Here is a 19,305-nt window from a genome sequence, read left to right as displayed (position 1 = left end):
GACATCGTGCCCGGTGAGGCACTGGCGGAGGATACGAGATTCGAACTCGTGAGGGGTTGCCCCCAACACGCTTTCCAAGCGTGCGCCCTAGGCCACTAGGCGAATCCTCCGCGGCAAACAATACAAGACGTTGAGGAGTGCTCGCGAACCCGTTCCCCGGGGAGGGGGCGGGGTGGTGGCCGAGGTGGACTTGTGGGGGTGGGGATCGGCTAAGGTGGGCGTCAGCCCCTCACGTGGCGCTATCTGACTGAACTCCCCCAGGGCCGGAAGGCAGCAAGGGTAGGTTGGCTCTGGCGGGTGCGTGGGGGGCCCTTGCGTTTCCGGGTGGTGCGGGTCACGGTCGGGGCCGGTTGTCAGTGCGCCCCGATAACCTCGTAGGTGTGTCGTCCCTTGCGCTGTACCGCCGCTACCGCCCCGAGTCGTTCGCCGAGGTCATCGGTCAGGAGCATGTCACTGACCCGCTCCAGCAGGCCCTGCGGAACAACCGGGTCAATCACGCGTACCTGTTCAGCGGCCCGCGAGGCTGCGGCAAGACGACGAGTGCGCGCATCCTGGCCCGCTGTCTGAACTGCGAGCAGGGGCCCACGCCCACGCCCTGCGGGGAGTGCCAGTCCTGCCAGGACCTGGCGCGCAACGGGCCGGGGTCCATCGATGTGATCGAGATCGACGCCGCTTCGCACGGTGGCGTGGACGATGCCCGTGATCTGCGGGAGAAGGCGTTCTTCGGACCGGCGTCGAGTCGTTACAAGATCTACATCATCGACGAGGCGCACATGGTGACGTCGGCGGGGTTCAACGCCCTGCTGAAGGTGGTGGAGGAGCCGCCGGAGCACCTGAAGTTCATCTTCGCGACCACGGAGCCCGAGAAGGTCATCGGGACCATCCGGTCGCGTACGCACCACTATCCGTTCCGCCTCGTGCCCCCCGGGACCCTGCGCGACTACCTCGCCGAGGTCTGCGGCCGCGAGAACAGCCATGTGGACGACGGCGTCCTGCCGCTCGTCGTGCGCGCCGGGGCCGGGTCCGTGCGTGACTCGATGTCCGTCATGGACCAGCTGCTCGCCGGTGCGGGCGACGAGGGTGTGACGTACGCCATGGCGACGGCACTGCTCGGCTATACGGACGGCTCGCTGCTCGACTCGATCGTGGACGCCTTCGCGGCGGGAGACGGGGCCGCGGCCTTCGAGGTCGTGGACCGGGTCATCGAGGGCGGCAACGACCCGCGCCGGTTCGTCGCCGACCTGCTGGAGCGGCTGCGTGACCTGGTGATCCTGGCCGCCGTGCCGGACGCGGGCGAGAAGGGGCTGATCGACGCCCCCGCCGACGTCGTGGAGCGCATGCAGGCCCAGGCGTCCGTGTTCGGGGCCGCCGAGCTGAGCCGCGCCGCCGACCTGGTCAACGAGGGGCTTACGGAGATGCGCGGCGCCACCTCGCCACGCCTCCAGGTCGAGCTCATCTGCGCCCGCGTCCTGCTGCCCGCCGCCTTCGACGACGAGCGCTCCATGCAGGCCCGGCTGGCCCGGCTGGAGCGGGGCGCCTCCTTCGCCACCACCGGCCCCGGCCCCGCCATGGGCTACGTGCCCGGCCCCGAGGCCCTCGCCCACGCACCGGTCCCGCCTGCCCCCCAGCCGGACGCCGGGCCCGCCGCCGCCCGCGCCGCCGTCCGGGGAGACGCGCAGCCCCCCGCCCCGGCGCCGGTCGCGCCCCAGACCCCGCCCCCCGCCCCCGTACAGGCACCGCCGCCCGCGGAGGCGCCCGCCGCCGGGCAGCGGCCCGGTGCCTGGCCCGCCGCCGCGCCCGCCCCGGACCAGGGGCGCCGGCCCGGTGGCTGGCCCACCGCCGCCGCACCCGGCCGGACCCCCGCCCCGGCTGCGGCCCCGGCCCCGCAGAGCGCCCCCGCCGCGCCCCCCGGGCCCGCCGCGCCCGAGGCCGCTCCGGGCATGGCGCAGGGCGCGGGCCAGGTGCGCAACATGTGGCCCGACATCCTGGAGGCGGTCAAGAACCGCCGACGTTTCACGTGGATCCTTCTCAGCCAGAACGCCCAGGTGACCGGGTTCGACGGCAGCACGCTGCAAATCGGCTTCCTCAACGCGGGTGCGCGGGACAACTTCACGAGCAGCGGCAGCGAGGACGTGCTGCGGCAGGCGCTGGCGGAGCAGTTCAACGCCCAGTGGAAGATCGAGGCGATCGTCGACCCGTCGGGCGGCGCCGGTCAGCCCCCGCAGCCCCCCTCCGGCGGCGCCCAGCGTCCGTACAGCCCGCCGCCCGCCGCGCCGCGCCCCGCCGCGCCCGCCCCGCAGTCGTACGAGCGGCCCGCCGCCCCCGCGCCCGCCCCGGCACCGGCTCCCGCGCCCGCTCCGCAGCAGCCGGGCCCCGGCTCCGGCTCCCCGGCCGGGCCGCCGCCCGCCGCCTACGCGGCCCCCGAGGCGCCGAAGCCGGTCGCCCCGGAGGACGACATCCCGGAGGCCGACGACCCCGACCTGGTCGACTCCGCCCTCTCCGGGCACGAGCTGATCGTCCGCGAGCTGGGTGCCACGGTGGTCGAGGAGTTCAACAACGAGTAGGCGGGCCGCCCCCTGTCCACGGACCGGCGTCCGTCAAGGGCGCGGCGCCCCGGCGGCTAGGCTGCACCCCGTGAAGGTCCTCGTCATCGGCGGCGGCGCCCGCGAACACGCCCTGTGCCGCTCTCTGTCCCTCGACCCCGACGTCACCGATCTGTACTGCGCGCCCGGCAACGCCGGCATCGCAGAGGTGGCCGAACTGCACCCGGTCGACGCCCTCAACGGAGTCGCCGTCGCGCGCCTCGCCGCCGAGCTGGGCGCCGGGCTGGTGGTCGTCGGCCCGGAGGCACCGCTCGTCGCCGGTGTCGCCGACTCGGTGCGCGCCGCGGGCATCCCGTGCTTCGGCCCGTCCGGCGCCGCCGCGCAGCTGGAGGGCTCGAAGGCGTTCGCCAAGGACGTGATGGCCGGGGCGGGCGTGCCCACCGCCCGCAGCTACGTGTGCACCACGCCCGCCGAGATCGACAGTGCCCTCGACGCGTTCGGCGCGCCCTACGTGGTCAAGGACGACGGTCTGGCCGCGGGCAAGGGCGTCGTCGTGACCGAGGACGTCGAGGTGGCCCGCGCCCATGCGCTGGCCTGCGACCGGGTGGTCATCGAGGAGTTCCTCGACGGCCCCGAGGTGAGCCTCTTCGCGATCACCGACGGCACCACCGTGCTGCCGCTCCAGCCCGCCCAGGACTTCAAGCGCGCCCTCGACGGCGACGAGGGTCCGAACACCGGCGGCATGGGCGCGTACTCCCCGCTGCCGTGGGCCGACCCCAAGCTGGTCGACGAGGTCATGGAATCGGTGCTCCAGCCGACCGTGGACGAGATGCGCAGGCGCGGTACGCCCTTCTCTGGGCTGCTGTACGCGGGTCTCGCGATCACCTCGCGCGGGGTGCGGGTCATCGAGTTCAACGCCCGGTTCGGCGACCCGGAGACCCAGGTCGTCCTGGCGCGGCTGCGGACGCCGCTGGCCGGTGTGCTGCTCGGCTCCGCCAACGGCACCCTGGACCAGCTGCCGCCCCTGGTGTGGCGCGACGAGGCGGCCGTCACCGTGGTCATCGCCTCGCACAACTACCCGGGCACCCCGCGCACGGGTGACCCGATCGAGGGGCTGGACGAGGTCGCGGCGCAGGACGCCCCGCACGCGTACGTGCTGCACGCCGGCACCAAGAGCGACGGCGACACCGTCGTCAGCGCGGGCGGCCGCGTGCTGTCCGTGACGGCGACCGCCGATGACCTCGCGGGCGCCCGTGAGCGCGCCTACGCGGCTGCGGCGCGGATCCGGCTCGACGGTTCCCAGCTCCGTACGGACATCGCCAAGAAGGCCGCGGAGGACGCGGCGGCCGCCGGAGCCTGAACCGGACGCGCGGTGGGCTCAGGCCCGTACCCCGCTGACCCCTCGCACCTCAACACCTTTGACCAAAGCCATTCCATCGAGTGACGGCTGAGCCATCCGGATGACGCCCGCCGCACCCCCAACTAGGGTGCGGCGCAAGCGTTCCGGCACTTGGCCCACCGGCATTGCGATGTCAGTGGCCGGTGCCACAGTGGGGGAGTGAGCAACACCGCCGTGGGGGCAGAGGGGGTGAGGTCCAGCCGTGTCCGGTACCGGTACGGGTGAGGAGCCGGGTGCGCGGGCAGCGCGGGCCCGGGCGCTCGTCCTGCTGCGCATCCGCGGCAGGGCGACGGCGGTCGCGCTGCTGCCCGCCGCGCTGGCCGTGGTGCTGTTCGCCGCGGGCGCGCGGGGGTTCGCGGACGGCGGCGGCTGGGACGCGGCGCGCTGGGCCGTGGCCGTCTGCGCGGTCGTGGTCCTGCTGATCGCGGGAGCCGTCGCGCTCGCGGTCGTACGCGCGAAGCCGGCGGTCAGCCCGACCGTCCCGCTCAGCGAGGCGGCGGCGCCCGACCTCTACCGCCTGGTCCGCGAGCTCGCGGACCGACTCGACGTACCCGCGCCCTCGGCCATAGCCCTCACGCCCGACTGCGACAGCTGGCTGGAGGACCGTACACATCCGGCGTCCGGCGGCTCCGCCCGCCGGACCGAGGCGGCCCCCGTGCTGGTCATCGGCTCCCCGTTCCTGTGGTGGATGCGGGTCGCCGAGCTGCGGGCCCTGCTCGCCCCGGTCGTGGCGGGCACCAGCGCCTCCGCCCAGCCCGACATAGCCGCTGCCCGGCGCTTCGTCCGGGGCCTGGACGGGGCGGTCGCCGATGCCGCCGCCCCCGCCCGGGGGCCGGTGCGCCGGGCCCTGCGGCTGCCGCGCGTCTTCGTCGGGCGGATCGCCCGGATACTGCTGCGCAGTTGTCGCGGTCATGCCGCGGAGATGGAGCGGGGGGTCGCGGCCGCCGCGTCCTCGCGGGCCCGGGAGGTGGACTACGGGCTGCGGATCGTCGCGCAGGAGCAGGTGGGCCTCGCCTACGCCGGCTGGGACCGGCTGCTGACCCGGGTCGCGCTGCCCGCCTGGCGGATGGGCCGCTGGCCCTCGCAGCTGGACGCGGGCGTGGTCGCCGCGCTCACCGAGCTCTCCCGCCGCGACCGGCTGGCCGAGGGGTACGCCTCCCGGCTCGGCGAGCGGCCCGCCTGCGACCTCCTGGAGGAGCCGGGGGCGGCCGACGAGGCGGCGTCCCTGCTGGCGGCGCGGCTGTTCCACGGCGGGCCCGCCGAGACCGGCCCCGACTGGTCCCCGGTGGACTGGCAGCAGTATCCGGACGAGGTGGTCGACCGGAAGTGGCGCTCGGAGGCGGCCCGGCTGCACCGCGTCCTGGACGCCGTGGGCGTGCCGCCCGCCGCCGCCGTCGGCGGGGTGCCCACGCTGGACCGTGTGGTCGAGCACCTGGAGGCGGGGGAGGCCGGTGGCGAGGAGCTGGCGGCCGGGATCACCGCCGCCGTGGCGCGCGAGGAGGCCGAGGCGGAGGACGAGGCGCAGAGACGAGCGAAGGCCACAGCCCCGGGCGGCCCGGCCGCCCCCGGCACCGGCTCCGACCCCGCCGCCGGCGACGATCTCCTCGCCCTCTGGGGCCCCGACCCGCTCCCGCTGTTCCCGCTCCAGCCGCCCCGTACCGGCACCGAGCTGCTCGCCGATCACGTCGCGGCCATGGTCTGCTGCGCCGCCGTGGACACGGCGGGCGCGGCGCCCGGCCTCGACTGGCTCGACGGGCCCACGCTGCTGGTCGACGGCGAGCGCCGCGCGGACCTCGGCAGCCCCGTCCTCAGCCTCATCGAGGACGGCGACGCCGGACCGCTGCGGTCCTGGCTCGCCTCGGTCGGCGTACGCACCGACAAGCCCGTCCGTCTCGTCTGAAACAGGCCCCCGCCGACAGGAGACGGGGCGGACGGGATGGCCGAGAACAACCGCATAACCGGAGCGACGGCTTCCGTTAACGTCAATTCACGACGAACGGTGACGGAGTGCGTGCGTTATGTGATGTGCTGGGGAACGGCGCTGACTGACGGCGCACCACAGTTGATCCGGGGGCCTGAGGGAGGGGGAGCGTGATGGGGGCTGAACAGATCCGTCGGTGGGAATCGGGTGCCCTGGCGCATGCCGTGACCGACCCTTTCGGCCAGGGGCCGCTGCCCTGGCTGCGCGGCAGCGAGAACTACTTCGACGACACCGGCCAGGTCGTGCCCTGGTACGTGGACCCCACCCTGTCCCGCGGCTCCACCGGCGGCGGCACCCGCACCGCCGACGATGTGCGCCGCCAGATCAAGGGCTTCACCTCCACGGGCGCCGCGGCCCCCGGTGAGGCGATCGACTTCCACATCACGGTGGACCCGCCGCAGCAGTTCTCCGTGGACGTCTACCGGATCGGCCACTACGGGGGCGACGGCGCCTCGAAGATCACCACGAGCCCCCGGCTCTCGGGGATCGTGCAGCCGGCCCCGCTGACCGCCGACCGCACGGTCTCCTGTCACCACTGGTGGCTGTCCTGGCGGCTGCAGATCCCGAGCTACTGGTCGCTCGGGGCGTATGTCGCCGTGCTCACCACGCTCGACGGCTACCGCTCCCACATCCCGTTCACGATCCGCGACAACCACCCGGCGGACCTGCTGCTCGTCCTCCCGGACGTCACCTGGCAGGCGTACAACCTCTATCCGGAGGACGGCCGGACCGGCGCCAGCCTCTACCACGCCTGGGACGAGGAGGGCCGGCTCCTCGGTGAGGAGGACGCGGCGGTCACCGTCTCCTTCGACCGCCCCTACGCGGGCGCGGGCCTCCCGCTGCACGTCGGACACGCGTACGACTTCATCCGCTGGGCCGAGCGCTACGGCTACGACCTCGCCTACGCCGACACCCGCGACCTGCACGCGGGCCGGGTCGACCCCACCCGCTACCGGGGCCTGGTCTTCCCGGGCCACGACGAGTACTGGTCGGTGCCGATGCGCCGGGCCGCCGAGCGCGCCCGCGAGCACGGCACCTCCCTGGTCTACCTCTCCGCCAACACCATGTACTGGCAGGTCAGCCTGGGGCCCTCGGCGTCCGGGGTGCCGGACCGGCTGCTCACCTGCCGCAAGCGCCGGGGGCCAGGCAAGCCCGCGCTCTGGCGTGAGATCGACCGCCCGGAGCAGCAGTTGCTCGGCATCCAGTACGCGGGCCGGGTCCCCGAGCCCCACCCCCTGGTCGTGCGGAACGCGGAGCACTGGCTGTGGGACGCGACGGGTGCCGGTGAGGGCGACGAGATCGAGGGCCTGGTGGCGGGCGAGGCCGACCGCTACTTCCCGCGCACCACGCTGCCGGAGCACGACAACCGCATCCTGCTCGCCCACTCCCCGTACCAGGACAGCGAGGGCGTGATGCGGCACCAGGAGACCTCGCTGTACCGGGCCCCGTCCGGCGCGCTCGTCTTCGCCTCGGGCACCTTCGCCTGGTCCCCGGCCCTGGATCGCCCCGGCCACGTGGACCCGCGCATCCAGAAGGCCACCGCCAACCTCCTCGACCGGATCTGCAAGCGCGCCTGACCGGAGGACGCCACCCCGCGCTCCCGCGCCCACCCGGACGGCACCCCTCCGCAGCCTGCCGTTCCCGGATACGGGACAATCGGAACGGTTCTTGGAACAACGTACGCGGAGGCAGCGTGTCCGGATTCGTAGAAAAGCCCGAGCCGGTGCAGGTGCCGGACCTCACCCACCTGCACACCGGCAAGGTGCGCGACCTGTACCGGAACGAGGCCGGTGACCTCGTCATGGTCGCCAGCGACCGGATGTCCGCGTACGACTGGGTGCTGCCGACCGAGATCCCGGACAAGGGCCGCGTCCTGACCCGCCTCTCGATGTGGTGGTTCGACCAGCTCGCCGACCTCGTGCCGAACCACGTCCTGTCGACCGAGGTGCCCGCCGGAGCCCCCGCCGACTGGGAGGGCCGCACGATGATCTGCACGTCGCTGCGGATGGTCCCGGTCGAGTGCGTCGCCCGCGGCTACCTGGCGGGCTCCGGCCTCGTCGAGTACAACGCCTCGCGCACCGTCTGCGGCATCGGCCTCCCCGACGGCCTGGTCGACGGCTCCGAGCTGCCGGGCGCGATCTTCACCCCCGCCACCAAGGCCGCCGTCGGTGCCCACGACGAGAACGTGAGTTACGAGGAGGTGGCCCGCCAGGTCGGTACGGAGACCGCAGTCGCGCTGCGCCGGACCACCCTGGACGTCTACGGCCGGGCCCGCGACATCGCCCGCGAGCGCGGGATCATCCTCGCGGACACGAAGTTCGAGTTCGGCTACGCGCCCACCGCCGACGGCGGCGAGGAACTGATCATCGCCGACGAGGTCCTGACCCCGGACTCCTCCCGCTTCTGGCCGGCCGGCTCCTGGGAGCCGGGCCACGCGCAGCCGTCGTACGACAAGCAGTTCGTCCGCGACTGGCTGACGTCCCCCGCCTCCGGCTGGGACCGCAAGAGCGAGCAGCCTCCGCCGCCGCTGCCCCAGGAGATCGTGGACGCGACCCGCGCCAAGTACATCGAGGCGTTCGAACTCCTCACCGGCACGTCCTGGTAGGCGAGCCACACGAAGAAGCCCCCGGCCGAAAGGCCGGGGGCTTCTTCTTCTGAGCGGACGACCAGGTTCGAACTGGCGACCTCAACCTTGGCAAGGTTGCGCTCTACCAACTGAGCTACGTCCGCAAGCGCCGAAGCGCGAGACCTACTATACCCATCCCCGCTCGCGCGCGAGACGCACTGCCGCGTGACGGTTCTCCGCACCCAGCTTCGAGGCGGCCGCCGAGAGGTAGTTCCGTACGGTCCCCTGCGAGAGCGAGGCCCGCTCGGCGATCTCCGAGACCGGCGCCCCGTCGACCGCGAGCTCCAGCACCTCGGTCTCGCGCACGGTCAGCGGGGAGTCCCCGGCGGCGATGGCGTCGGCCGCCAACTCCGGGTCCACGTAACGGTTCCCCGCCCGCACGGTACGGATGATGCCGGCCAGCTGGCGGGCGCTCACGGTCTTGGGCACGAAGCCCCGCACGCCCGCCGCGAGGGCCCGCTTGAGATGGCCGGGCCGGCCGTGGCTGGTCACGATCATGGTCCGGCAGTCCGGGAGTTCGGCCCGCAGCGATGTGGCCACGCTCACACCGTCGGCCCCCGGCATCTCCAGGTCGAGCACCGCGACGTCCGGGCGGTGGGCCCGGGCCATGGCCAGCGCCTCCGGACCCGTCGCCGCCTCCGCGACCACCACCAGGTCCTCCTCCAGCGCGAGGAGGGCGGCGAGCGCGCCCCGGATCAGATGCTCGTCGTCGGCGAGCAGTACCCGTACCGCGGTCATCGTCATTCCTCCACGAGGCCGGATCGCGACCTCACCATCACACCCGGGGCCACCATGGCCGCGGGACGCAGGACCAGGGGCGCGCGGCGTGCCGCCGGGACCTCCGCCAGCGGGATCGTCGCCGTCAGCCGGAACAGGCCGCCCTTCGCCGGGCCCGCCTCCAGCGAGCCGTCCAGCGCGGCGAGCCGTTCGCGGAGGCCGGCCAGTCCGGAGCCCGGCCCGTCCGAGGTGGGCGAGGGCGCCGTCCCGGCGGGTGTCGCGCCGTCGTTCTCCACCTCGAGCGCCACGGAGCCGGCGGAGACCCGCACCCGGATCACGCAGTGGCGCGGGTCGCCGTGGCGCAGCACGTTGGTGGCCGCCTCCCGGACGACCCAGCCGAGCGCCGACTGCACGGGCGCGGGCAGGTGCTCGCCGCTGTCGCCGGTCACCGTGCACTCGATGCCGGCCGCGCTCAACACGCCCTGCGCACCCGCCAGTTCCGTACTCAGGTCCGCCTCACGGTAGCCGCGCACCACATCGCGCACTTCCTGTTGCGAGGCGCGCGCTATCCGCTGCACCTCGATCATCTGGTCCACCGCCTCCGGCCGGCCGCGCTGGGCGAGCTCCACCGCCAGCTCGCTCTTGAGCGCGATCACCGCGAGGTTGCGGCCCAGCACGTCGTGCATGTCCCGCCCGAACCGCAGCCGTTCCTCCGCCACGGCGAGCCTGGCCTGTATGCCCCGGGCCTGCTCGGCCTGCCACATGACGCTCATGCTCCAGGCGCTGGGCCGGACCGAGATCAGGACCAGCACACAGCCGAAGAGGCTGCAGGGCAGCACTCCCGCCAGGGTGCCGCCCCGGACGCCGGCCACCGCGAGCGCGCCGGTGATCAGGGCGGTGAGGCAGAGGGACTCGACCAGGAAGCGGCGGACCGGCACCAGGAGCACCCGCGTGATCACCAGGGCCATCGGCGCGTTCAACGTCATGAGCAGCAGTCCCGAGCCCTTGACGCCGTCCACCCCGGCCAGCGCCGCCAGGAGCCCGACGGCCACGACCAGAAGCACCACGGGGGCCACCAGGCGCCGCCCCGGGAAGACGGAGATGCCCAGGTAGTGCTCGTAGGAAGCGTGCAGGTTGCGGTTGCTCAGCAGGCACTGCGCCAGGCTCACCAGGAGCAGCGCCAGACCGAGGGCCAGCGGCAGCGGTGCGTGGCGGATGTCGTGGTCGAAGGGCGCCCCCTGCCAGGCCAGGGCGAAGAGCCAGGGGATGCAGGAGACGGTGAACCGCGAGTACAGGTCGATCCGCTCCATCTTGCTGCGCTCCTGCCAGCCGCGGTACCAGCCCCGTACGCGCATCACGGCCCAACCTCCTCGTCAGCGGCGGGGGTCCCAGCGGAACCACCGCTGCACAGCAAACACGGCCAGTGCCGTCCAGACCAGCCCGGTCAACGCGGCGCCGAGCAGGTCGGTGCCCTCGGGGCCGCCGAACCAGCCGGCCCGGACCAGGGTCATCACACCGGTCAGCGGCAGGTACTCGCAGACCGCCGCGAGCCGGTCGGGGAATATGTCGAGGGGGATGAAGAGGCCCGAGCCCATCATCGAGACGAGGAACAGCGGCAGCGTCGTCAGCTGGGCGGTCTGCACGGTGCGGGTGATCACGGAGGTGACCGCGGCCAGGACCGTCAGCAGCACCACGCCCAACAGCAGCCCCGCCACGAGCAGTTCCGGGCGCTCCGGTGCGCCGAGGCCGAAGAAGGCGATTCCGGCGACGACGATCACCGCGCTCTGGGCCAGGGCGAGGGCGCCGGCCGGAAGGGCGGTCCCGGCCAGGATCTCGCCGTCGGTGACCTCGCCGGTGCGCAGCCGCTTCAGGACCAGTTCCTCGCGCCGGGCGACGTAGGCGGCGGCCAGGTTCATGTAGACGGCCTGGATGAGCACGGTCCCGACGCCGCCCATGAGCGTCGCTCCGGCGACGCTGAGTCCGGTCCCGTCGAGGTCGACCTTCTCGAACGCCGACTTCATCGCCATGATCATGGCCGCCGGCATGAGGAGCGCGACGAAGATCGCCGTCCTGTTCCGGGCGAGCAACGACAGTTCGGCCCGGCCGAGGGCCGCCAGCCGGCTCACGGCCGTCGTGCGCGCGGGGCCGGCTTCGGGGATGGTCGCGGGGGTGGTCGCGGTGGTCACGGGACGGGCACCTCTTCGGTTTCGGCGGCGGACTTCGCGATGTCGAGGAACGCCTCTTCGAGGGAGGCGGAGCGGGCGTCGAGCCCGTGGAGCCGGACGTCCGACTCGTCGGCCCAGCGGAGCAGTTCGGTCAGGGCGTCCTGGAGGCGGTGCGTCCGTATCTCGACGCGGGGGCCCTCGGCGGCGGCGCGGAGCTCCAGGGGAAGCCGTGCCGCCGGAACGCCCTCGGGCAGTTCGAAGCGGATGCGGGCGGGGCGGGCCGCCGTCACCTCGGCCGTGGTGCCCGCGGTCACGATCCGGCCGCGGTGCATGATCGCCAGCCGGTCCGCGAGGGCCTCGGCCTCCTCCAGGTAGTGCGTGGTGAGCAGCACGGTGATGCCGTCCTCCTGGAGGCGGCGCACCAGCGCCCAGGTGTCGCGGCGGCCCTCCGCGTCGAGACCGGTGGTCGGCTCGTCCAGGAAGAGCACCTCGGGCCGGCCGAGCAGCGCCAGCGCCAGGTCGAGCCGCCGCCGCTCTCCGCCCGAGAGCTGCTTGACCCGGACGCGGGCGCGGTGGCCGAGCCCGACCAGCTCCAGGGCCTCGCCGGTGGGCCGGGCACCGCTGGTGCAGCCCGCCCACATCCGTACCGTCTCGGCGACCGACAACTCGGACGGGAAGCCGCCCTCCTGGAGCATCACGCCTATCCGCGGACGGACCTGCGCGCGCTCGGCGAAGGGGTCGCGGCCCAGCACCCGGACCGTGCCGCCGTCCGGCCGGGCCAGGCCCTCCAGAAGCTCGACGGTGGAGGTCTTGCCGGCCCCGTTCGTACCGAGGAGGGCGAAGAGCTCGCCGCGGGCCACGGAGAAGGAGACGCCGGACACGGCCTCGAAGCCGCCGGCATAGCTGCGCCGGACGTCTTCCGCCTGGATCACGCACTCTCGGGACTTGTCGTCGCTGGTCATGTCTTCAGGTTTCCGTCCGCGCCGGGCCCGGGGCAGTGCGGACTGTCATCACCACTCATGACAAACGTCATGGGTGGTGGCGCGCGGGCCGGGAAGACACAGGGAGCCGACCGAAAGGGACGGGAACACGACGAAGGCCCCGGTCGGAATCGACCGGGGCCTTCGTATTCTGAGCGGACGACCAGGTTCGAACTGGCGACCTCAACCTTGGCAAGGTTGCGCTCTACCAACTGAGCTACGTCCGCATTGCAACCACTCGGCTTTCACCGGTGGAGCGAGCACTACTCTACCTGATCCACCGGAGTGGTCCTGCAAGTCGTGCAGAGCGGGTGACAGGAATTGCACACTGCGCCTTCCCCCTGGAAGGGGGATGTTCTACTACTGAACTACACCCGCACGCTGCGTGGGGTTCGGCCTTTTCGGCCTCGCCCCTCGGCGTGTTCCAGACTCTATCCGACCTGCGGGGGTGTCGCGCAAGTCGGCTCCCCCGCAGGTCCTCCGACGGAGCCCCGCCGGACCTGTCGCCGGGTCAACTCGCTTCCTGGAACGCCTCGTACACGCTCTTCGGGATGCGGCCCCGGGCGGGCACGTCCATCCGGTGCGAGCGCGCCCAGGCGCGCACCGCCGCCGGGTCGGGCGCGAGCGAGGTGTGCCGGTACGGAACGGGGGTCTTGCCGTGCTTGCCGGCATTTGTCTGCTTGCGACCGGCCGCCATGTACGGGGCCAGGGCGTTCCGCAGTTTCTTTGCGTTGGACGGATTGAGGTCGATCTCGTACGACTTCCCGTCCAGGGCGAAGGTGACCGTTTCCGCCGCCGTGCCCCCGTCGATGTCGTCGGAGAGTGTGACCACTACGCGCTGCGCCACGGATATCGGTCCTTTCCTACGGCATCGACGCGTCTGACATGCGTCGATGCCGGCCTTCCGGCTGTGAGCGCGGATGCGGGCCGACTGTTGTCGGTGCTCCGGGGCAATGCTGCATTCCCCGGTAATCATTTGTACAGCGAGTGGCACCGCATTGTGAAGCCCGTCCAATTACTTCCGCGTGTCCGCCCGCTATGTGTGCCGCTCGTGAGCATTTGTTTCGCGGCTTTTCCGCCGTCCGGCGATCGGCCGATATCTGGACGTGATCTATCCCGTTTGATATCTACCCGCGTAGAATTTCCGGCCAGGTACGCTGAGTGGACCCGCGGGGGTCCGGGGTACCCCCTCCGGAGAAACAGCCGCACCACACCACCACACCGGGAGTGCCAGTGGCACGCGTCGTAGTCGACGTCATGCTCAAGCCCGAGATCCTCGACCCGCAGGGACAGGCGGTGCAGCGCGCACTGCCCCGTCTCGGCTTCGAGGGAATCGCGGACGTACGTCAGGGAAAGCGTTTCGAGCTGCAGGTCGAGGGACCGGTCGATGACGCCGCCCTCGCCCGTATTCACGAGATGGCGGAGACGTTCCTCGCCAACACCGTGATCGAGGACTTCACCGTCAAGGTGGAGAACGCCGAGGAGTCGAAGTGACTGCTCGTATCGGAGTCGTCACCTTTCCGGGCACGCTCGATGACCAGGACGCCCTTCGGGCCGTTCGCGTCGCGGGCGCGGAGCCCGTATCGCTGTGGCACCGCGACAAGGACCTGCACCAGGTCGACGCGGTGATCCTGGCGGGCGGTTTCTCGTACGGCGACTATCTGCGCGCCGGAGCCATCTCCCGGTTCTCGCCGGTCATGGAGACGGTGATCGAGCAGGCGAAGGCGGGCATGCCGGTCCTCGGCATCTGCAACGGCTTCCAGATCCTGACCGAGGCGCACCTGCTGCCCGGCGCGATGCTGCGCAACAACCACCTGCACTTCATCTGCCGCGACCAGACCCTCCGCGTCGAGAACGCGGAGACCGCCTGGACCTCGGACTACTCCGCGGGCCAGGAGATCTCCGTACCGCTCAAGAACATGGACGGTCGCTACACCGCCGACGAGCACACGCTCGACGCGCTGGAGGCCGAGGGCCGCGTCGCCTTCCGCTACGTGGGCCGCAACCCGAACGGCTCGCTGCGCGACATCGCCGGCATCACCAACGCCGCGGGCAACGTCGTCGGCCTGATGCCGCACCCGGAGCACGCCGTGGAGCCGCTGATCGGCACCGGTCGCACCGACGGTCTCGGTTTCTTCACCTCGATCATCAAGAAGCTGGTCAACGCATGAGCCTGGACACGGTCAAGCACGCGGCCGAAACCCCGGACACCGCGCAGCCCTGGAAGGAACTCGGCCTCAAGGAGGACGAGTACGCGCGCATCCGCGAGATCCTGGGCCGCCGTCCCACCGGCGCCGAGCTCGCCATGTACTCCGTGATGTGGTCCGAGCACTGCTCGTACAAGAGCAGCAAGGTCCACCTCAAGCAGTTCGGCGAGAAGGTCCCCGCCAACGACGCCATGCTCGTCGGCATCGGTGAGAACGCCGGTGTGGTCGACGTCGGTCAGGGGTACGCGGTCACCTTCAAGGTCGAGTCGCACAACCACCCCTCGTACATCGAGCCCTACCAGGGCGCGGCGACGGGCGTCGGCGGCATCGTCCGCGACATCCTCGCCATGGGTGCCCGCCCGGTCGCCGTCGTGGACCCGCTGCGCTTCGGTGCGGCCGACCACCCGGACACCAAGCGGGTCCTGCCGGGTGTGGTCGCGGGCATCGGCGGGTACGGCAACTGCCTCGGTCTGCCGAACATCGGCGGCGAGGTCGTTTTCGACGCCTGCTATCAGGGAAACCCGCTGGTCAACGCCGGCTGCATCGGTGTGATGAAGCACGAGGACATCCACCTCGCGCAGGCGTCGGGTCCCGGCAACAAGGTCATCCTCTACGGCGCCCGCACCGGTGGTGACGGCATCGGCGGCGTCTCCGTGCTGGCCTCGGAGACCTTCGAGTCGACCGGCCCGGCCAAGCGCCCGGCCGTCCAGGTCGGCGACCCGTTCCAGGAGAAGCTCCTCATCGAGTGCACCCTGGAGATCTTCAAGGAGAAGCTCGTCGCGGGCATCCAGGACCTCGGCGGCGCCGGGCTCTCCTGCGCCACGTCCGAGCTGGCCTCCGCGGGCTCCGGCGGCATGCGCGTCGAGCTGGACACCGTGCCGCTGCGCGACTCCTCCCTCTCGCCCGAGGAAATCCTCATGAGCGAGTCGCAGGAGCGCATGTGCGCCATCGTCGAGCCGCAGCACGTCGACCGCTTCCTGGAGATCTGCGAGAAGTGGGACGTCATCGCCACCGTCATCGGTGAGGTGACCGAGGGCTCGCAGCTGGAGATCTTCTGGCACGGCGAGCAGATCGTGGACGTGCCGCCGCGGTCCGTCGCCCACGAGGGTCCGACGTACCACCGCCCGTTCGCCCGCCCGTCCTGGCAGGACGCGCTCCAGGCCGACGACGCGGGCAAGCTGGCCCGCCCGGCGAACGGCGCGGAGCTGCGCGAGCAGGTCCTCCGGCTGGTCGCCTCGCCGAACCAGGCGTCGAAGTCCTGGATCACGGACCAGTACGACCGGTTCGTGCAGGGCAACACCGTGCTCGCGATGCCCGAGGACGCCGGCATGGTCCGCATCGACGAGGAGTCCAACCTCGGCGTGGCCATGGCGACGGACGGCAACGGCCGGTACGCGAAGCTCGACCCGTACACCGGTGCGCAGCTCGCGCTGGCGGAGTCGTACCGGAACGTGGCCGCGACCGGTGCCAAGCCGCTCGCGATCTCGGACTGCCTGAACTTCGGTTCGCCCGAGGACCCGGACGTCATGTGGCAGTTCGCCGAGGCCACCCGTGGTCTCGCGGACGGCTGCCTGGAGCTGGGCACCCCGGTCACCGGCGGCAACGTCTCGCTGTACAACCAGACCGGTGACACGGCGATCCACCCGACGCCGGTCGTGGCCGTGCTCGGTGTGATCGACGACGTCACGCGGCGTACGCCGGTCGCCTTCGGGGAAGAGGGCCAGCTCCTCTACCTGCTGGGTGACACGCGTGAGGAGTTCGGCGGCTCGGCCTGGTCCGAGGTCGTCCACAACCACCTCGGCGGGATGCCGCCCAAGGTGGACCTGGGCCGCGAGAAGCTGCTCGCCGAGATCCTGATCTCGGCCTCCCGCGACGGCATGATCGACGCGGCGCACGACCTGTCGGACGGCGGACTGATCCAGGCGGTCACCGAGTCCTGCCTGCGTGGCGGGAAGGGTGCCCGGCTGGTCGTGCCGGACGGCCTCGACGCGTTCACGCTGCTGTTCTCCGAGTCCGCGGGCCGCGCGGTCGTCTCGGTGCCGCGCAGCGAGGAGCTGCGGTTCAACGACATGTGCGGGGCGCGCGGTCTGCCCGTGACCCGCATCGGTGTCGTGGACGGCGACGCGATCGAGATCCAGGGCGAGTTCAGCATCCCGCTGAGCGAGCTGCGCACCGCGCACGAGGAGACGATCCCGGCGCTGCTCGCGTAGTTCCCGGACCGCACACGCCGAAACCCCCGACCGGTTCAGCCCGGTCGGGGGTTTTCGCGTGGTGCGTACGGGGAAGTGCGGGGCCCCGGTGGGAGGTTCGCCCCCGGCTCGTACGGGGAAGGGTCAGGCTCTCGTACGGGTGCCGGGCAGCCGGATCGCCAGGATCAGGGCGAGGAGCATCGCGCCGGTGGCGCAGGCGAAGACCACGTCCGTCGAGGAGACGAAGGCGTCCAGGGCCCGGTCGCGGACGGCCCCGGTGAGGCGGCCGATGTCGCTCGTCGTTCCGCCGGGGCCCTTGGCGGCGTAGACCCTGCTGAGCACGGCTCCGAAGAGGGAGGCTCCCAGGGCCGTGCCGAGGGTCTGGAAGAAGCGGACGCCGGTGGTGGCGACGCCCAGTTGGGCGGGCGGGGCGGTGTCCTGGACGAGCTCGATCAGCTGGCCGATGAGCTGGCCGAAGCCGATCCCCATGAGCAGCAGCGCGCCGCGCACGGTCCACAGGCCGGTGTCCGTGTCGAGCGTGGTCAGCAGGGCCAGGGCGGCGGAGGCGAAGACCGTGCCGCTGACGACGAAGGTCTTCTGCGACCAGCCGGCCGCGACCAGGCGCCCGGAGACGAGCCCGACGACGGTCATTCCGATCGCCATCGGGACCAGGAAGAGACCCGCCGACGTCGCGGCGACCCCGCGGACCACCTGGAGGTAGATCATCACGTAGACGATCGACCCCATCATCGCGACGCCGACCAGACCCTGGACCGCGAAGCCGTACCGCATGAGCCGCAGCCGGAAGAGCGAGAGCGGCAGGATCGGTTCGGCGGCCGTGGCCTGGCGCCACAGGAACAGGCCGAGCGCGACGACGGCGGCGACGGCGAGGCCGACGATGACCGGCGAGGTCCACGCGTAGTCCTCGCCGCCCCACTCGGTGACCAGGAGCAGCGCGGTGGAGAAGGCGGCGGCGAGACCGGCGCCGAGGAAGTCGATGCGGTGGCGCGCGGTGCGGGCGGGGAGCTTCACGACGAAGACCGCGCCGATCAGGACGGCGATGCCGACGGGCAGGTTGACGTAGAAGATCCAGCGCCAGCCCGCGTGGTCGGCCAGGGCACCGCCCAGCCAGGGGCCGAGCGCCATGCCCGCACCGGCGATGATCCCGCCGATGCTGCCCTTCCTGTCGCCGCCCTTGGCCTTGGCGCCCTCGCCCTCCTCGGAGCCCGCCGTGCCGAGCTGGCGGAGGACGACCATGGTGACGCTCATCAGCCCGCCGCCGCCGATGCCCTGGAAGGCGCGGGCGGCGATCAGCTCGCCCATGGACTGGGCCATCCCGCACAGCGCGGAGCCGGTGAGGAAGGTGGCGAGCGCCCCGATGAAGACCTTCTTCGAGCCGAGGGTGTCGCAGAGCTTGCCGTACAGGGGCAGTGCGGCGGTCGCGGCGAGCTGGTAGGCGGCGATCAGCCACGGGATCCGGTCGACGCCGTGGACCGGATCGAGGTCGCGGACGATCGGGACGGTCGCCGAGGACACGATGTTCGAGTCCAGCACGGCCAGCAGGATCGTGACGATGCAGAGCGCCACGGCGATCGTGGCGCTCCGGCCGCCGGCCTGTTGTCCGTCCGCGGTCGTCCGCCCTGGCGCGGGCGCTGTGGCTGTTCCGGGCATGACTGGGATCCCCCCTGCCGGGCGGTGCCGACGCGCACCGCTGTGGTCGGGTCCCACTGTTCACTGTATTTGTGTACCGAGTCAAGTTTTCGTCCGGGATTAATTTTCATCCTGGTACAGTGAGGTCATGACCGAGGGGATGGGCCTGCGCGAGCGCAAGAAGAGGGAAACCCGGCGGCGGCTGCTGGAAACGGCCACCAAGCTCTTCTCCGAGCGCGGGTTCGACCAGGTCTCCGTCGCGGAGATCGCCGACGCGGCCGATGTATCGAAAATGACCGTCTTCAACTACTTCGACAGCAAGGAAGACCTGGTCTTCGCGCCGCTGGAGGAGCACGTCGGCGACGCCGCCCGGATCGTGCGGGAGCGCGCGCCCGGCGAATCGGCGGTCGCGGCGCTGCGGAGGCAGTTCGTGGAGGCCGTCGAGCGCCACGACCCCTCGGTGGGGATGGGGGACCACCCGCTCGCCCTGGGCATCGTCCGGCTCATCCTGGAGACGCCCGCCCTGCTCACCCGCGCCCACTCCTTCTTCGTGCGTACGCAGGACCAGCTCACCGAGGCCCTGATCGAGGAGGGCGAGGAGCCGGTCATCGCGCGCATCGTCGCCTCCCAGCTCCTCGGTACGCGCAACGCCCTGCTCACCGAGAACCGCAGGCGCCTGCTGGCCGGCGAACCGGCGGCTGCGGTCGTCCCCGACGCCGTCGCACTCGCCCACCGGGGCTTCGACCTGCTGGAGAAGGGCCTCGGCGACTACGCGACGCGCACCTGACCCGGGGGTGCCGCGGACGCGGGGCGGACGCCCTGTCGGTGCCGCGTCGTAGGCTCCCCGG

At 72.1% G+C, this 19,305-nt stretch carries 15 protein-coding genes, 4 tRNA genes and 1 other RNA gene; 10 read left to right on the top strand and 10 right to left on the bottom strand.

The annotated features are described in order from the left end of the window. Window positions 1–22: 22 nt before the first annotated feature. Window positions 23–110 (bottom strand) — tRNA-Ser (locus AMK18_RS19870). 111 nt (window positions 111–221) lie between these two features. Here AMK18_RS19870 and ffs point away from each other — a divergent pair. The 6 genes from ffs to AMK18_RS19840 all read left to right on the top strand — a co-directional run bounded on the left by ffs (window position 222) and on the right by AMK18_RS19840 (window position 8,528). Then, window positions 222–316, top strand: an RNA gene (gene ffs, locus AMK18_RS19865) — signal recognition particle sRNA small type. A gap of 64 nt (window positions 317–380) precedes the next feature. Further along, window positions 381–2,564: a DNA polymerase III subunit gamma and tau gene (locus tag AMK18_RS19860; RefSeq protein ID WP_073863790.1), complete on the top strand. Its 2,184-nt coding sequence runs from the start codon at window positions 381–383 to the stop codon at window positions 2,562–2,564. A gap of 70 nt (window positions 2,565–2,634) precedes the next feature. Further along, on the top strand, window positions 2,635–3,903 hold the full coding sequence (purD, locus tag AMK18_RS19855; protein ID WP_018101747.1) for a phosphoribosylamine--glycine ligase: 1,269 nt from the start codon (window positions 2,635–2,637) through the stop codon (window positions 3,901–3,903). Between the two features lie 241 nt (window positions 3,904–4,144). Next, window positions 4,145–5,842 (top strand): hypothetical protein, encoded by a 1,698-nt coding sequence (locus AMK18_RS19850; protein ID WP_073863789.1) that lies wholly within the window; start codon window positions 4,145–4,147, stop codon window positions 5,840–5,842. A gap of 194 nt (window positions 5,843–6,036) precedes the next feature. Continuing rightward, window positions 6,037–7,500, top strand: a complete 1,464-nt coding sequence (locus AMK18_RS19845; protein ID WP_018101745.1) for a N,N-dimethylformamidase beta subunit family domain-containing protein — start codon at window positions 6,037–6,039, stop codon at window positions 7,498–7,500. Between the two features lie 116 nt (window positions 7,501–7,616). After that, window positions 7,617–8,528, top strand: a complete 912-nt coding sequence (locus AMK18_RS19840) for a phosphoribosylaminoimidazolesuccinocarboxamide synthase (protein ID WP_073863788.1) — start codon at window positions 7,617–7,619, stop codon at window positions 8,526–8,528. A 52-nt stretch (window positions 8,529–8,580) separates the two neighbouring features. Here the strand turns inward: AMK18_RS19840 and AMK18_RS19835 are convergent. From AMK18_RS19835 to AMK18_RS19800, 8 genes are all read right to left on the bottom strand, one after another. Then, window positions 8,581–8,653 (bottom strand) — tRNA-Gly (locus tag AMK18_RS19835). Between the two features lie 22 nt (window positions 8,654–8,675). Beyond that, window positions 8,676–9,287: a response regulator transcription factor gene (locus tag AMK18_RS19830; RefSeq protein ID WP_073863787.1), complete on the bottom strand. Its 612-nt coding sequence runs from the start codon at window positions 9,285–9,287 to the stop codon at window positions 8,676–8,678. Between the two features lie 2 nt (window positions 9,288–9,289). Further along, window positions 9,290–10,621: a sensor histidine kinase gene (locus tag AMK18_RS19825; RefSeq protein ID WP_073863786.1), complete on the bottom strand. Its 1,332-nt coding sequence runs from the start codon at window positions 10,619–10,621 to the stop codon at window positions 9,290–9,292. Between the two features lie 18 nt (window positions 10,622–10,639). Continuing rightward, window positions 10,640–11,452 carry an ABC transporter permease gene (locus AMK18_RS19820; protein WP_018101741.1) on the bottom strand — a complete coding sequence of 271 codons (813 nt, stop codon included), beginning with the start codon at window positions 11,450–11,452 and terminating at the stop codon, window positions 10,640–10,642. Beyond that, complete coding sequence (locus tag AMK18_RS19815) at window positions 11,449–12,393, bottom strand: ABC transporter ATP-binding protein (protein ID WP_073863785.1); 945 nt, start codon at window positions 12,391–12,393, stop codon at window positions 11,449–11,451. Before AMK18_RS19815 ends, AMK18_RS19820 begins: the two co-directional genes overlap by 4 nt. Before the next feature lie 172 nt (window positions 12,394–12,565). Continuing rightward, window positions 12,566–12,638 (bottom strand) — tRNA-Gly (locus tag AMK18_RS19810). Between the two features lie 79 nt (window positions 12,639–12,717). Then, window positions 12,718–12,789, bottom strand: a tRNA-Gly gene (locus AMK18_RS19805). A 133-nt stretch (window positions 12,790–12,922) separates the two neighbouring features. After that, the gene (locus tag AMK18_RS19800; protein WP_198957044.1) at window positions 12,923–13,258 is read right to left on the bottom strand and encodes a histone-like nucleoid-structuring protein Lsr2; all 336 of its coding nucleotides are present in this window, start codon (window positions 13,256–13,258) and stop codon (window positions 12,923–12,925) included. Between the two features lie 386 nt (window positions 13,259–13,644). Here AMK18_RS19800 and purS point away from each other — a divergent pair, with 386 nt between their 5' ends. The 3 genes from purS to purL are packed head-to-tail and all read left to right on the top strand — an operon-like array spanning window position 13,645 to window position 16,828. Further along, entirely contained in the window at window positions 13,645–13,905 is a 261-nt protein-coding gene (gene purS, locus AMK18_RS19795) for a phosphoribosylformylglycinamidine synthase subunit PurS (protein WP_018101738.1), read from the top strand. Beyond that, complete coding sequence (gene purQ / locus AMK18_RS19790; protein ID WP_018101737.1) at window positions 13,902–14,582, top strand: phosphoribosylformylglycinamidine synthase subunit PurQ; 681 nt, start codon at window positions 13,902–13,904, stop codon at window positions 14,580–14,582. The genes purS and purQ overlap by 4 nt, the downstream gene beginning before the upstream one ends. Beyond that, window positions 14,579–16,828: a phosphoribosylformylglycinamidine synthase subunit PurL gene (gene purL / locus AMK18_RS19785; RefSeq protein WP_018101736.1), complete on the top strand. Its 2,250-nt coding sequence runs from the start codon at window positions 14,579–14,581 to the stop codon at window positions 16,826–16,828. The genes purQ and purL overlap by 4 nt, the downstream gene beginning before the upstream one ends. A 123-nt stretch (window positions 16,829–16,951) precedes the next feature. Here the strand turns inward: purL and AMK18_RS19780 are convergent, their stop codons facing one another. Then, the gene (locus tag AMK18_RS19780; RefSeq protein ID WP_241836605.1) at window positions 16,952–18,478 is read right to left on the bottom strand and encodes an MFS transporter; all 1,527 of its coding nucleotides are present in this window, start codon (window positions 18,476–18,478) and stop codon (window positions 16,952–16,954) included. 127 nt (window positions 18,479–18,605) lie between these two features. Here AMK18_RS19780 and AMK18_RS19775 point away from each other — a divergent pair, with 127 nt between their 5' ends. Next, on the top strand, window positions 18,606–19,244 hold the full coding sequence (locus AMK18_RS19775) for a TetR/AcrR family transcriptional regulator (protein ID WP_018101734.1): 639 nt from the start codon (window positions 18,606–18,608) through the stop codon (window positions 19,242–19,244). Window positions 19,245–19,305 lie beyond the last annotated feature (61 nt).

Source organism: Streptomyces sp. CB01249, from assembly GCF_001905735.1.
Lineage (GTDB): Bacteria > Actinomycetota > Actinomycetes > Streptomycetales > Streptomycetaceae > Streptomyces.
This window is presented reverse-complemented; position numbering and strand designations above follow the sequence as displayed.

Bases quoted from the DNA above. Each gene is read 5' to 3' on its own strand.
- AMK18_RS19830 (WP_073863787.1), bottom strand. From the start codon at position 9,287: ATGACCGCGGTACGGGTACTGCTCGCCGACGACGAGCATCTGATCCGG.
- AMK18_RS19815 (WP_073863785.1), bottom strand. From the start codon at position 12,393: ATGACCAGCGACGACAAGTCCCGAGAGTGCGTGATCCAGGCGGAAGAC.
- AMK18_RS19780 (WP_241836605.1), bottom strand. From the start codon at position 18,478: ATGCCCGGAACAGCCACAGCGCCCGCGCCAGGGCGGACGACCGCGGAC.
- AMK18_RS19775 (WP_018101734.1), top strand. From the start codon at position 18,606: ATGACCGAGGGGATGGGCCTGCGCGAGCGCAAGAAGAGGGAAACCCGG.
- AMK18_RS19845 (WP_018101745.1), top strand. From the start codon at position 6,037: ATGGGGGCTGAACAGATCCGTCGGTGGGAATCGGGTGCCCTGGCGCAT.
- purL (WP_018101736.1), top strand. From the start codon at position 14,579: ATGAGCCTGGACACGGTCAAGCACGCGGCCGAAACCCCGGACACCGCG.
- AMK18_RS19825 (WP_073863786.1), bottom strand. From the start codon at position 10,621: ATGCGCGTACGGGGCTGGTACCGCGGCTGGCAGGAGCGCAGCAAGATG.